The organism is Chachezhania sediminis, from assembly GCF_009765275.1.
Classification (GTDB): domain Bacteria; phylum Pseudomonadota; class Alphaproteobacteria; order Rhodobacterales; family Rhodobacteraceae; genus Chachezhania; species Chachezhania sediminis.
The window spans coordinates 116180-129709 of the sequence record NZ_VOPH01000008.1 but is presented as its reverse complement, the minus strand read 5'-3'; the positions used below and the strand labels follow the sequence as shown (position 1 = coordinate 129709).

Below are 13530 nucleotides of genomic sequence, written 5' to 3'. Positions count from 1 at the left end.
GGTCCATTCAGGTGATGCGATAGCCCAGCAGCCTTGGCAGCCACAGTGCGATTTCGGGGAATGCCAGGATCAGCCCCAGCGCGACGGTCATGGCCAGCAACAGCCAGCCAACCCAGCGGAATGTGGATTCCAGCGGGACGTTGGCGACCTTGGCCGTGACCATCAGGTTCACGGCGACCGGAGGCGTGAACTGCCCCATGGCGATGTTGATCGCCATCACGACGCCGAACCAGACATAAGACCAGCCGAAGGCCTGAACTATCGGCACCAGAAGCGGCAGCGCGATCAGATAGATCGACACGCCGTCCAGCACCATCCCGGCCAGAAGCATGAGGATCATCAGCAGGACAAGGATCACCCACTGGTTTTCGCTGACCGACAGCAGCGCCCGCGTGGTCGCGTCGAATGCCCCCATGGTCGAGCCCGCCCAGGCGAAAAGCCCGGCCAGGGACAGGATCATCATCAGCACGCCCGAGATCTTGGCGCTTTCGGCCAGTACGTCGTAGACGTCGCGCAGGCTCATCGTGCGGTAAAGGACGGTGCCCACGAAAAGCCCGTAGAATACGGCGACCACCGCCGTTTCGGTCGGCGTGAACAGACCTGACCGCAGGCCGCCCAAGATGATGACCGGCGCCATCAGCCCGGGCAGGGCGCGGCGCAGGCTGGCCCAGAAGGGGGGACGTTCGGCGATCTCCTGAAGGCCGAAATCGTGTTTGCGGCTCAGGATCATCGTTGGCACCGCGACGGCGGCACCCAGCAGGATCCCGGGCACAAGGCCGGCGGCGAAGAGGGCCCGCAGGTCCATGCCGGGGATGATCACCGAATAGACGATCATCGCGATCGACGGCGGGATCAGGATCGCGGTCGAGGCCGAGGCCGCGATGACGCTGGCCGTGAAGGGCCGCGGATATCCCGCCCGCGCCATCGACGGCAGCATCACCGTGGCCACCGCCGCGGCGTCGGCGGGGCCGGACCCGGACATGCCCCCCATGATCATGCAGACAAGGATCGCTACCAGCGCCAGTCCGCCCCGGCGCGGCCCGATCATGGCCTGGGCGAATTCCACCAGTCGTGCGGCAACGCCCGAGCGTTCGAAAACCGCGCCGGTCAGGATGAACAGCGGAATGGCGATCAGCGGATATTTGGCAATCGCCGCATAGGTGTTCGGACCGATCATGCCCATCGCGGACGCGTCGAGCCCGAAGAACACGCCGACCGCCCCGCCGATGCCAAGCGCGACGGCGATCGGGGTGCCGATCATCATCAGACCGACGAAAACAAGAAGCAGCATCAGGTTGACGGTGATCATCGCGACGCTTCCCGACGACGGAACAGAACGGCCCATCCGCGGCCCAGCACGCGCAGCAGGATCGCCACGCACAGGATCGGCATCCAGATCGTGTAGATCCAGCTGGGGTTGCCCAGGCCGGGCGTCGTTTCTTCCCAGTACCATTCCGAATAGGTGACGCGCGCGCCGTAATAGAGCACGAGCGAGAACATGAGCGTCGTCGCCAGAAGCGTGATCAGCTCGCAGATCCATTGCAGCGCCGGTGGCAGCCGGTCGAGAAGGAAGGTGATGCGGATATGCTGGTTTCCGGCGAACGCGGCCGAGGCGCCGACGAAGGTCATGAAGACCAGCAGGAAGACCGAGTATTCCTCGGTAAAGGCAAAGGACACGTTGGTCGCGTAGCGCACCACGACATTGCCGAAGGAAATCAGGCAGATCGCAGCCATTGCGGCGGCGCCAAGCGCCTCTTCGATACGGACCGGAACAATGGTGTGGGCGGTGTCCGCGTCTGAGGGGTTCACTTCGACGGACTCGCCGTCTGGCTCGGTCGCCATCGCGCGCTCCTGGTTTAGGTAGAGTTTCAAATCCCGGCGGGGACCGCACAGTTCGCGCGGTCCCCTTGGTGCATCAGCGGTTTGCGATCGATTGCTCGGCCTCGTTCACCAGCTCGACACCGATCTTCTTCTTCCACGCGTCGTATACGCCGCGGGTCGCATCGACGAATTGCTGGCGCTCGGCATCGGTCAGCGTGACCACGTCGACCCCATAGCCCTTGACCTCGTCGATCAGCGAGGTGTCGCCGTCCGTCAGACCCTTGCGCGCAACCTCGATCCCGTAGGCGCCCGCGTCCTTGGCAGCCTGACGCAGGATCTCCTGATCCTCGGGCGTGAAGCTGTTAAAGACATCGGGGTTGACCGCGAAGATCAGCGGGTCGGCAACATAGCCCCACAGTGTCACGTAGGTCTGGCCCAACTCGTGCATCTTCAGCACCGTGTAGATGGTCAGCGGGTTTTCCTGCCCGTCGACAGCACCGGTGGTCAGTGCCGGTTGCGCATCCGCCCAGCTCATCTGGGTCGGGTTCGCGCCAAGGGCGGTGAACATGTCGTTGTAGATCGGCGATCCGACAACCCGCAGTTTCAGCCCCTTCATGTCCGCGGGGGTGTGGATCGGATGCTTGGAGTTCGTGACCTCGCGAAAGCCGTTCTCGGCCCATGCCAGCGGGATCGCGCCCTTCTTCTCGATCACCTCGAACAGCTGCTCGCCTACGGGGCCCTGGGTCAGCGCGTCCAGCGCCTTGTAGTCGGGCATCAGGAACGGCAGCGAGAACAGGTTCAGTTCGTTGATCTGCGGCGACCAGTTGATGGTCGAGCCGACCGCCATGTCGATCACGCCTTGCCTCAGCGCGGTAAACTCGCGCGTCTGGTCCCCCTGCACAAGCTGGACGCCCGGGTAGATCTTCATGTTGATCCGCCCGTCGGTGCGTTCGGCCACAAGTTCGGCCCAGCGATTGGCGGTCAGCCCCCAGGGAAAGGGCGCCGGAACCACGGTCGAGACGCGATATTCGTCCTTGTAGTTGTCCTGTGCCATCGCGGGCCCGACGCCCAGCGTGGCGATTGCCGCCCCCGCGGCGATCCATGTCTTGACGTTCATCATGTTTCTCCTCCCATGATTTTTGATATCCGGGGACTCCCCGGCGGCCTCTGGTTTCAGGACACCTCGGCCGGCTGCACAGTCTTTCGCACCGCCGCGACGATCCGTTGCGGGCTGACCCGGGCCTCGTCCTCCATCGTCGGTGCATAGGCGATCGGGATCCGCGGCGCGCCCAGACGCGCGACCGGTGCCTTCAGGCGGAAATGCAGCGCCTCGGCCACGCTTGCCGCGATTTCGGCCCCGAAGCCCGACACCGCCACGGCTTCGTGCACAACGACCAGCCGCCCGGTCTTCTCGACCGAGGCCATCACCGTATCGCGGTCCCATGGCCAGAGCGTGCGAAGGTCGATCACCTCCGCTTCGATGCCTTCGGCCGACAGCGTCTCGGCCGCCTTCAGGCAGCCCTGCCGCATTCCCGACCAGGTGACCAGTGTGGCGTCCCGGCCTTCCCGGGCGATATCGGCCTTGCCGAGGGGCACGATGTGCTCGCCCTCTGGCAACTCGCCCTCCAGCGCCCAGAGGTTCTTGTGCTCCATGTAGACGACGGGATCGTCACAGCGGATCGCGGACTTGAGCAGGCCCAGATTGTCGGCCGGCGTCGCCGGGGCGACGACGACCAGCCCCGGAATATGCGTGTACCAGCTTTCCAGCGACTGCGAATGCTGCGCCGCCGACGACCGCCACATGCCCACGGGTTCGCGCACCACCAGCGGCACCCGCATCTGGCCCCCGAACATGAACCGCGCCTTGGCCGCCTGGTTCACCAGCTCGTCGATGGCGCAGAGCGCGAAATCGGAAAACCGCATCTCGACGATAGGCCGGGTCCCGGTCATGGCTGCCCCCACGGCGGCGCCCATGATGCAGGCCTCGGAAATCGGCGTATCCGCGATGCGACCTGCGCCGAACATGTCCTGCAGGCCCTTGTACTGTCCGAAGACACCACCCCGGCCCAGGTCTTCGCCCAGGGCCCAGACCGACGGGTCGCGCTCCATCTCTTCAATCACGGCGCGGCGGCCGGCTTCCAGATAGGTCGAATTGGTCATCAGTACGCCCTCTCGCGCGGGTCACCCACATCCTGCACATCGGTGAAGGCGCCCACGGCCTCCGGCCAGTCGGTCTCGCGCGCGGTGCGGGCGATATCGGCCATGGCCGCGGCTTCCGTGCGGTGCAGGTCGGTCAGCTGTGCCTCCTCGATCCCGGCCATCCGCAGCGCGACTTCCAGCCGGGCGATGGGATCGTTGCCGCGCCATTCCTCGACTTCCTGCGCCGGGCGATAGGCCGCCGGATCGACCGAAGTATGCCCCGTCATCCGGTAGGTATGGCAGGTCAGGAAGCGCGGCCCCTGACCGGCACGCACGGCCTCGATGGCCACGCGCGCCGCGGCATCGACGGCGATCAGGTCGTTACCGTCCACCTCGGCCGTGTCGATCCCCAGGCTTTCGGCCCGTGCTCCGGCGCCGGCACCCCCGGTCATGTCGCGCGTGCGCGTCGTGGCCGAGAAATTGTTGTCCTCGCAGACGAAGAGCACCGGCAGGTCGAAGACCCGGGCCCAGTTCAGTCCTTCCATGAAGGGGCCCCGGTTAACGGCGCCGTCTCCGAAGATGCAGGTCACGATCTGGCGCGAGCCCTGGAGCTTCAGCGCATGGGCCGCCCCGGTGGCAATCGGGATATTCGCGCCGACGACGCCGTTCGCGCCCAGCATGCCCACGCCGAAGTCCGCGATATGCATGGAACCGCCCTTGCCGCCGCAGGTGCCGCCCTCGCGGCCGAACAGTTCGCGCATCATCGCCAGGGCATCGGCGCCCTTGGCCAGCGTATGACCGTGGCCGCGGTGGGTCGACAGCATCAGGTCGGCCGTTTCAAGATTGCCGCAGACGCCCGCCGCTACCGCCTCCTGACCGATCGAGGGATGGATGGCGCCCAGCACCAGCCCTTCCTTCTGGCCGGCGATCGCCTCCTCCTCGAAGGCGCGGATGCGATGCATCAGCGCCAGGCGCTCCAGGAACCGCTCGCGGTCGAAATTGTCACGCCGCAGGCCCGGGTCTTCCTTCATGTTCTCTCCCCCTCCGTACCATTTCCGGTGGCCGCGCATCGCTGTCGCGACGCTGGCCGATCACTTTTCCCAGTTCGTCCGCTTCGGCCTTCAGCAGCGCCGCGATCTCCTCCAGACGCGGCGGTGCCACCCGTTCGCGGATCGCCGCGATCGACAGCGCTGCAGCCACCCGGCCATCCGCATCGATCACCGGCACACCCACGGCATTCATCGCGCTGACGATGTGACCATCGTTGACGACATAGCCCCGCACCCGCGATGCCCTAATCATCTCGCGCAGCGCATCGTCGCCGAAGGCGGGGAAGGGCCGGCGCGCCTCGCGCGTTCCGGCGATGATGCGGTCGATCTCCGCCTCGGTCTCGAAGGCCAGAAGCGCGAGCGAACCGGCGCCGACCCCCAGCGGACGGCGGTCGCCCACCGAAAGCGTCAGGGTGCGGATTGGATAGGCGCCGGTCTGGCGGTCGACGCAATGCGCCTGATCCCCGTCGCGAAGCGACAGGAATATCGTATCGTCCGTCGCCGCCGCCAGCCGTGCCAGCGCTGGCCGGGCGAGTTCAATGATGTGAAAACGCCGCGCGGCATTGCCAAGATTGAAGAGACAATAGCCCAGCCGGTAGCGCTTTCCCGACGCGTCGGTCTCTACATAGCCGACATCGATCAGCGCCCGCAGAATCCGGGAAACGGTCGACTTGCCCAGCCCGCTGGCCAGGGCGACGTCGGACAGGCGCATGCCTTCAGACGCGCCCTCCGACAGTACCTTCAGCACCATCGAGGCACGCCCGATCATCTGCACGGATGCAACACCAGTGTCCGGCAAGACTTTCCTCCCTCAAATGGGTCCCCAGCCCATTTGTTCCATTAGGTGGCACTGATTCGGCCAAAAAGTGAAACATTTTCTTCCAGCGGAGATGCACGCGGCCCGATGTGGCGACTGGCCCACCGTCAATGCGCCGATCTTCCCGGTAAGTTGTGTGGTCAGAAGCACTGGCCAAATCGAGAGCTGAGGCTGATCGACCGCCGCGCCCGCAGTCCGACGTCATGAACGCACGCCAGGCCCAGGTCACAGGTCACAGGTCACAGGCCGGATCTCACATAATGAGAGTTATGTTAAGTTATGTTTCGGAACTGTGTTGGGTGCGATCAGACTTAGACGTCGTTCTTGCGGGCCATTCCGGCCGCAAAGGTCGGCCCGTCTTCGCGCAGCGATGCGGTCGAAGAAACAGAGTTGAGGCCGCGCGGAAAACGCACCGGGTCCGGGCGTCCGGAAAAGGCCATGACAATGGGCGCGGACGGTGCGGCCAGCGAGACAATCATGGGCGCCGGGGCATTCCGCCGAACTTGCCTTATCCGGATGTCCGGGCCTCGTCCCTCGGCCTGGATGAAACGCCTTGCCGGCGATCCGCAGCGGGCGGGCTGAGGCAGAAGGCCCGGAGGGACCCCGGACCAAAAGGCCGGACCGCTGTCCGGTCCGGCCCTTCCTGCCAAAGCGACGGTGTTACGCCCAGCCGTCGGCCGGACGGGCGGGAAGACCTTCGATATAGGCCGCGACCTCGTCGGTCGGGATCACGTCTGCATATTTGCAGTTCAGGTCGAACAGGTTCATCGCGTGGCTCGATTCGAACCGGTCGAATGCGGTTTCTTCCGGGATCACGACCTTGAAGTTCAGCGAATAGGCGTCGACCGTCGTGGCCCGCAGGCAGCCCGACGTGGTGCAGCCGGTCATGATCAGCGTGTCCACATCCAGAAAGTTCAGGTGGCTCATGAAGATCGTGCCGAAGAAAGCCGAAGGCTTGCGCTTGCCGATCAGGATGTCCTGCGGCTGGGGGGCCAGCGGCGCCACGGTCTGTGTCGCGTGGCTGCCTGCGGTCGAGGTTTTCTCGGTCCCGCGGTGGCTCTTGCCGACCTGCACGCCGCTGTCGATCATGTCGGGCCGGCGTTCGGACACGGTGTAGAACACCGGCAGGTTCTTTTCGCGCGCCAGCTTCAGCAGCCGTTCGATATGGGGCACGGCTTTCCAGCCGGCCTCGCCGCAATGGGTGCGGTACTGCTTAAGGCCGTCTTCATGTTCCTGCCCCGGTTCGTCGCCGGTGAAGTTGTACTGCACGTCGATGATGAACAGCGCCGGCCGCTTGCCGAAGCCCCCACGCTTGCCATAGCCGGCCAGCTGGAAGATGCGCTTGTCCTTTTCGGTCAGGAACTTGTCCCAGATGCGTTCGGTCATGTCTTGCTATCCTTCAGACGGGCGTCAGTTGGCCCGGAACATGTAGTGGCCACCCGCGGTGCCCAGGTCCGGCGCCAGCGCGCCAGCCTCGGCGATCACCCGGCCGCGCAGGACGGTATGGGTGACGGAACCGCGGAACGTCATGCCCTCGTAGGGCGAATAGTCGGAATGCGAGGGGTAGTCGGCATGGGTCACGGCTGTCTTGCCATCCGGGTCGATCACGGCCAGATCGGCGTCGAAGCCCGGCGCGATCTGGCCCTTGTTCGGCAGGTTATAGAGCTTGGCGACATTGGCGCTGGTCGCCGCTGCCAGCGTCTCGATCGCAATGCCGCGCTTGTGGAAACCTTCGCTGACCAGCGCCGGCAGGATCTGCGCGATCCCCGGGAACCCGGCGGAGGCGGACCAGATGTCCGGCCCCTTCGTCGCCAGCTTGCGCGCAACATGGTCCGATCCGATGGTGCTGACCGATCCCGTCCGCACCCCTTCCCACAGCCGGTCCGCGTCTGCCTGGCTCCGCAGCGGCGGGTTCACCTTGCCGATGTCGCCGAGGGGGCTTTCCCGTGTCAGGCACAGGTAGTGGATGCAGGTTTCGACATTGATCGCCGGCCGGTCCGGGCCGCGCATCCGTTCGACCAGGTCCAGGCTTTCGCCGGCCGACATGTGGACAATGTTGACCGGGCACCCGGCCTTTTCGCCGAAGAAGGCCACCCGAAAGACGTTTTCGGTTTCCAGGAACCCGGGGCTCTGGTCGTCCCATGCGCCCAGATCCATTCGGCTTGCGGCCTTCACCGGATCGCGGAAGACCGGGATGACCTCGGTATTCTCGCAGTGGACGCCGACGACCCCGCCCTTCACCTGCGCGCCGGCCTTAAGCGCCGCGAACAGTAGCGCGTCGTCGACCTCGTCGAACCCCTTCGCCCGGCCGGTCGCGCCCTTGTACATCAGGTAGACCTTCAGGGACGTCACGCCGAAACGTTTGGCCAGCGCCGGGAAATCCTCGGCATGGCGGCGGGCGGTGACGCCGAAGTGGAAGCCGAAGTCGATGACCGACCGCGCCTCGCCATCCGCCTGCCAGCCGGGGGTGGACGCGGCCAGATCGTCCGAACGCCAGAAGGTCATCAGGCCGGTGACACCGCCGAGCGCCGCGGTGCGGCTTTCGGTGGTCCAGTCCTCTTCCTTGGCGCCAAAGCCCACATGGGTATGCGGGTCGATGGCGCCCGGCATGATCCAGCGGTCGGTGCAGTCGATCACACGGGCGCCTTCGGCGGCTTCGGACGGGTCCAGGATCGCGGCGATCTTCCCGCCCGTGATGCCGATGCTGCCGCGTTTCACGCCTACGCCGGGAAAGACGATTTCCCCGTTCTTCAGAACCAGATCGAATGTCATGTCCCAGCCTCTTTCTGCATGGCAATCAGCCGTTCGCCCGCGTCGTTCCAGACGTGTTGTTTCAAGATCCTGTCGCCTTCGAATTCGAACCAGTCGACAAAGCGGATCCCGTCAAAGGGCGATCCGTCGGGCCATTCGCCGTAAAGCGTCCCGGCGATCATGACCCGGACCCGGCCGTCCGAAATCCAGCCGTCGCGCGTCTCGATCCGCTTTTTCACGAAGCGGTAGCGGCCGGAGGAATTGGCCACGATATCGCGGATGTTTGCGAAAGTACGCCCACCCGGGAAAATCAGTTCAAGATCGGTTGCGACGACAAAACCGCCGGCCGTGTCCAGGTCGCGGGCTTCCATCGCTGCAAGATAGGCCAATGCCCGTTCGATGGCCGATGCAGGATCGGTCATGCGCGTTCTCCGTTTCGGTTGTCTGGCGCGGCAAGCGCCGATTGCAGGATGCCCGCGAAAATGCCGCCCTCGCCCAGCAGCGCGCGTTCATGGGCGCTCGTGACATCCAGGCGGGCTGAAAACTCGGTTTCTGTCCCGTCCGGCGCCGTGGCACGGATTTCCACCGGGGCGCCCTGCCCAAGGGCCGCATGCAGATTGGCAAAGCGGAAGGTCTCGAAGCCGCTCAACCCAAGGCTGTCGATACTGTCGCCCGGGGCGAAGATCATCGGCAGGATGCCCATGCCGATCAGATTGGCCCGGTGGATCCGTTCAAAGCTTTTCGCCAGGATCACCCGAACGCCCAGAAGCTTTGGCCCCTTGGCGGCCCAGTCGCGGCTGGAGCCCATGCCGTAGTCGCTGCCGGCCAGCACGATGGCAGGCGCACCTTCGGCCTTCAGCCTCTCGGCCGCGTCGAAAATCGTCATCGCCGGTCCATCCGGGGTCAACCGGGTGACACCGCCCTCGGCCCCGCCGGCCAGCCGGTTCTTCATCCGCTGGTTGGCAAAAGTGATCCGCGCCATGAAGTCGTGATTGCCCCGCCGCTGGGTCACAGCGTTAAAGTCCGCGGGGGCCACGCCATGGTCGATCAGGTATTGGCCGGCCTGCGAGTCCGGCAGAATCTCGCCCGAGGGCGTCACGAAATCGGTGGTCAGGGAATCGCCCGCCACGACCAGCGCCCGCGCGCCGTCCAGCCGGTCAGGCATCGACTGCGCATCCAGTTCGAAGAAGGGCGGCCGTTTGATATAGGTCGAGGCCGGGTCCCAGTCGAAGGTCGGGCCTTCGGGGTTCTCCAGATCCTGCCAAAGCCGGGTGCCGTCGAACAGCGTGGCATAGCTTTGCCGGAACCGGTCGGGCCGCTGGCTTTGCCGTTCCAAGGCTGCCACCTCGTCGCGGTCGGGCCAGATGTCGGCCAGCATCACCGGGCGGTTTTCGCGATCGAAACCCAGCGGTTCGCGCGCCAGGTCGATGTCGACCCGCCCCGCAAGGGCGAACGCCACCACCAGCGGCGGCGAGGCAAGGTAGGACGCCCGCGCCGACTTGTGGATCCGGCCTTCGAAATTGCGGTTGCCCGACAGGACGGCGGCACAGACCAGCCCGGCTTCGGCCACCGCCTCGGACACGCCGGGAGCAAGCGGACCGGACTTGCCCGAACAGGTGGTGCAGCCGAAGCCCACGATGTTGAACCCCAGCGCGTCCAGCGGATCCATCAGACCGGCGTCGGTCAGATAGTCCTCGACCAGCCGCGAGCCAGGCGCGAGCGAGGTCTTGACGTGACCCGGCACGTTCAGCCCCCGGGCCACGGCATTCCGCGCCAGAAGACCGGCCGCCAGCATGACCGACGGATTGGAAGTATTGGTGCAGGAGGTGATCGCCGCGATCACCAGGCTGCCATGGCGCAGGGTGACGGGACGGCTGTTGATCGTGACCTCGGCCTGGGCATCGACCGCCGTCTGGGACAGGCCGAAACCCTTGGGGCCGACCGGCGCGGTCAGGGACTGACGGAAATCCGCCGCTAGGCCGTCCAGCGGCACCCGGTCCTGTGGCCGTTTCGGCCCGGCAAGGCTGGGCACGATGGCTCCCAGGTCGATATCGACAACTTCGGTGAACTCGGGCTCTACCTCTCCCGGGCCGGACCAGAGGCCCGTGGCACGCGCATAGGCCTCGATCCCGGCCACATGGTCCGGGCTGCGACCCGAGGCGGCCAGATAGGCAACGGTCCGGGCGTCGATAGGAAAGAAGGCGCAGGTGGCGCCATATTCTGGTGCCATGTTGGCGATGGTCGCGCGATCCGGCACCGACAGGGTCGATGCACCGGGACCGCAGAATTCGACGAAGGCACCGACGACACCCGTCTGGCGCAGCCGTTCGGTGATCGTCAGGACAAGATCGGTGGTGGTCGACCCGGCAGGCAGTTCGCCCGTCAGCCGCGCGCCCACCACGCGGGGGATGCGGACTTCGTAAGGCAAGCCTAGCGCCGCGGCCTCGCCATCGATCCCGCCGACACCCCAGGCCAGCATGCCGATACCGCCGACCATGGTCGTGTGGCTGTCGCAGCCCAGCACGAATTCCGTGGTCAGCAACTCGCGGCCGTCGGGCAGCATCACCGGTGCCACCACGCGGGCGATGCTTTCAAGGTGCACCTGATGAATGATGCCGGATCCTGGCGGCACGACCGACAGCCGGTCAAAGGCCTGTTTTGCCCATTTGAAGAAGCTGTAGCGTTCGCGGTTGCGGCGGAATTCCTCGGCGATGTTCCGGGCGCGGGCATTGGGATGACCGGCCACATCGACAATCAGCGAATGATCCACGACCAGCGTCACCGGCACCGCCGGTTCCACCCGGCCCGGATCGCGGCCTTCGGCTACCAGCACGTCGCGCGCCGCTGCAAGATCCATCAGGGCCGGCAGGCCGCTGCTGTCCGGCAACATCACCCGCGCTACGGCCAGCGGCACGGCGATTTCGGCCGTGTCCGCGCCCCAGTTCGTCAGCGCCCGGATCGCCGCCGCGACATCGGCGCCGGACAGCGCCTGGCAGGACAGGTTTTCAAGAACCACGCGCAGGCTGCGCGGCAGGGGTTTCTTCCGACCGGACAAGAGCCGCGGAAGATCGATGGCAATGGCGTCGCCCGCCGACCCTCCGAAAGAGAGCAGCGGAATTCCGGCAGCATCGGTCACAATCGCTTCGTCCATGCCGGATGGATAGGCCGAACCCGCAAAAGTGTCAACAGTACAGGCAAAGAAGGGTGCCATGGCGGAGTATTTCGTTTACTCGCCCCGAAACAGGCGCTATGTTCCCCAAAAGTGTTGACAGAATGGAGGGAGAATGACCGGTCCGCAGCGTACGCTTGTCGACACCGTCTTCGATGGCATTTTCCAGCTCCTGGTGTCCGGGGAAATCCCCTTGGGCGGTGTCGTGAACGAGGTCGCGCTGGCCGAACGGTTCAAGGTCAGCCGCGGACCCGTGCGCGAAGCCGTCAAGGCGCTTCAGGGCCGGGGCCTGATCGTGAAGGAGCCCTATTTCAAGGCCCGTGTCGTCGATCTCGATGTCGAGGACATGATAGAGATTTTCCAGCTGCGCGAAAGTGTCGAGGGGATGAGCGTCAAGCTCGCCACGAAGGTGATGTCGGACGAGGCCATGGACGCCCTTCTGCAGGATTTCGAGATGGCCCGCGGCAACGGACGCGTACTCGACCTTCATGTGCGTATCGCAGAGGAAAGCGGCAATCGCCGCATCCAGTCACTGTTGTGCGACGAGCTTTACTATCTGCTGCGGCTCTACCGCGCACGGTCCGGGTCGACCCCGGGACGACACGACAATGCCTCGGCCGAGCATTGGCAGATCCTGCGCGCGATGCGCCTCAGGGATGCCGACCTGGCCGAGTCGCTCATGCGGACGCACATCTCCCGCGCCACCGAGGCGCTGCAGCGCCTGCTGGTTACAGACCCTTCGCCCGTGCCGCCATCCAGGCGCGACGGGCGACGCAGAAAGGAAGAAGAATCGTGAAACCCACCAAACGCCTGCGCGAGTTGCTGGCCGGCGACGACATACTCGTGTCTCCCGGTGTCTATGACGGCTATTCCGTCCGGCTGGTCGAGAAGATGGGCTTCAAGACCTGCTGCACCACCGGGGCGGGCCTTGCCAATTCGCGGCTGGGGCAGGAAGACGTCGGCATCATGGGCCTGACCGACAACCTGGATGCCTGCCGGGTGCTGGCCGGGTCGGTGTCGATCCCCGTCATGGCCGATGCGGATACCGGGTACGGCAACCCGGCGACGGTCTGGCACACGACGCGGATGTTCGAAGAAACCGGCGTTGCCGGCATCAACATCGAAGACCAGGTCAGCCCCAAGCGTTGCGGTCACATGGCCGGCAAGGACGTGATCGACATGCGCGAGATGGCCCGCAAGATCGAGGCCGCCTGCGACGCCCGCCGCGACGACGACTTCGTCATCCTGGCCCGTACCGATGCCATCGCCCTTGAAGGGCTGGAAGGCGCGATCCGCCGGGCCAAGCTTTACGAAAAGGCCGGGGCCGACCTGGTCTTCGCCGACGCGATCAAGGGCGAGGACCAGATCAAGGCGCTGGTCGATGCGGTGGACATCCCCGTGTCGGTCAACATGGGCTTCGGCATCCGGTCCCGGCCGACGACGCCGCTGATCCCGGTCAAGCGGATGGCGGAACTGGGCGTGCGGCGCGTGACCCTGCCCCGGATGCTGCCCGCGGCGGCGATGAAGGCCATGGAAACCGCCCTGCAGATCATGATGGACGCGATCCCCACGGGCGAAGTCGTGGACCGGCCGGACCTGCTGTCCTCGATCGAGGATATCTGGGGCCTGATGGGCTTCAACGAATTCCGCAACCTGGAAGCACGGTTCAACGATCTGGACGGTGTCGAAATCGGGGAACCCGAGGCCGAGCGTCAGGCGGGCTGATCCTCTTCCCACGCCACAAGAAAGGCCCGGTCGCGCAAACGACCGGGCCTTTTCTTTTG

General features: G+C 65.5%; 13 protein-coding genes. 2 read left to right on the top strand and 11 right to left on the bottom strand.

The genetic code is table 11. The features are described from left to right. Positions 1-7: 7 nt before the first annotated feature. From FQK05_RS20100 to acnA, 11 genes are all read right to left on the bottom strand, one after another. Positions 8-1309 carry a TRAP transporter large permease gene (locus FQK05_RS20100; RefSeq protein ID WP_233270597.1) on the bottom strand — a complete coding sequence of 434 codons (1302 nt, stop codon included), beginning with the start codon at positions 1307-1309 and terminating at the stop codon, positions 8-10. Continuing rightward, the gene (locus tag FQK05_RS20095) at positions 1306-1842 is read right to left on the bottom strand and encodes a TRAP transporter small permease (RefSeq protein WP_158970226.1); all 537 of its coding nucleotides are present in this window, start codon (positions 1840-1842) and stop codon (positions 1306-1308) included. Before FQK05_RS20095 ends, FQK05_RS20100 begins: the two co-directional genes overlap by 4 nt. 73 nt (positions 1843-1915) lie before the next feature. Further along, positions 1916-2938, bottom strand: a complete 1023-nt coding sequence (locus FQK05_RS20090; RefSeq protein WP_233270596.1) for a DctP family TRAP transporter solute-binding subunit — start codon at positions 2936-2938, stop codon at positions 1916-1918. A 56-nt stretch (positions 2939-2994) separates the two neighbouring features. Next, positions 2995-3981: an alpha-ketoacid dehydrogenase subunit beta gene (locus FQK05_RS20085; RefSeq protein ID WP_158970222.1), complete on the bottom strand. Its 987-nt coding sequence runs from the start codon at positions 3979-3981 to the stop codon at positions 2995-2997. Continuing rightward, on the bottom strand, positions 3981-4991 hold the full coding sequence (locus FQK05_RS20080) for a thiamine pyrophosphate-dependent dehydrogenase E1 component subunit alpha (RefSeq protein WP_199252719.1): 1011 nt from the start codon (positions 4989-4991) through the stop codon (positions 3981-3983). The genes FQK05_RS20085 and FQK05_RS20080 overlap by 1 nt, the downstream gene beginning before the upstream one ends. Further along, positions 4963-5808, bottom strand: coding sequence for an IclR family transcriptional regulator (locus tag FQK05_RS20075; RefSeq protein WP_158970220.1), 846 nt, complete (start codon positions 5806-5808; stop codon positions 4963-4965). Before FQK05_RS20075 ends, FQK05_RS20080 begins: the two co-directional genes overlap by 29 nt. Positions 5809-6137: 329 nt before the next feature. Beyond that, positions 6138-6305, bottom strand: coding sequence for a hypothetical protein (locus tag FQK05_RS20070; protein WP_158970218.1), 168 nt, complete (start codon positions 6303-6305; stop codon positions 6138-6140). A gap of 181 nt (positions 6306-6486) precedes the next feature. Further along, on the bottom strand, positions 6487-7212 hold the full coding sequence (locus FQK05_RS20065; RefSeq protein WP_158970216.1) for an isochorismatase family protein: 726 nt from the start codon (positions 7210-7212) through the stop codon (positions 6487-6489). Positions 7213-7236: 24 nt separating this feature from the next. Beyond that, on the bottom strand, positions 7237-8598 hold the full coding sequence (locus FQK05_RS20060) for a dihydroorotase (RefSeq protein WP_158970214.1): 1362 nt from the start codon (positions 8596-8598) through the stop codon (positions 7237-7239). Next, positions 8595-8999 (bottom strand): nuclear transport factor 2-like protein, encoded by a 405-nt coding sequence (locus tag FQK05_RS20055; protein WP_158970212.1) that lies wholly within the window; start codon positions 8997-8999, stop codon positions 8595-8597. Before FQK05_RS20055 ends, FQK05_RS20060 begins: the two co-directional genes overlap by 4 nt. Beyond that, the gene (gene acnA, locus FQK05_RS20050; protein WP_158970210.1) at positions 8996-11788 is read right to left on the bottom strand and encodes an aconitate hydratase AcnA; all 2793 of its coding nucleotides are present in this window, start codon (positions 11786-11788) and stop codon (positions 8996-8998) included. The genes FQK05_RS20055 and acnA overlap by 4 nt, the downstream gene beginning before the upstream one ends. Positions 11789-11861: 73 nt before the next feature. Between acnA and FQK05_RS20045 the strand changes: the two genes are divergently transcribed. Together FQK05_RS20045 and FQK05_RS20040 are read left to right on the top strand one after the other, a co-directional pair. After that, complete coding sequence (locus FQK05_RS20045; RefSeq protein ID WP_158970208.1) at positions 11862-12542, top strand: GntR family transcriptional regulator; 681 nt, start codon at positions 11862-11864, stop codon at positions 12540-12542. Continuing rightward, entirely contained in the window at positions 12539-13471 is a 933-nt protein-coding gene (locus FQK05_RS20040; RefSeq protein WP_158970206.1) for an isocitrate lyase/PEP mutase family protein, read from the top strand. Before FQK05_RS20045 ends, FQK05_RS20040 begins: the two co-directional genes overlap by 4 nt. Positions 13472-13530 lie beyond the last annotated feature (59 nt).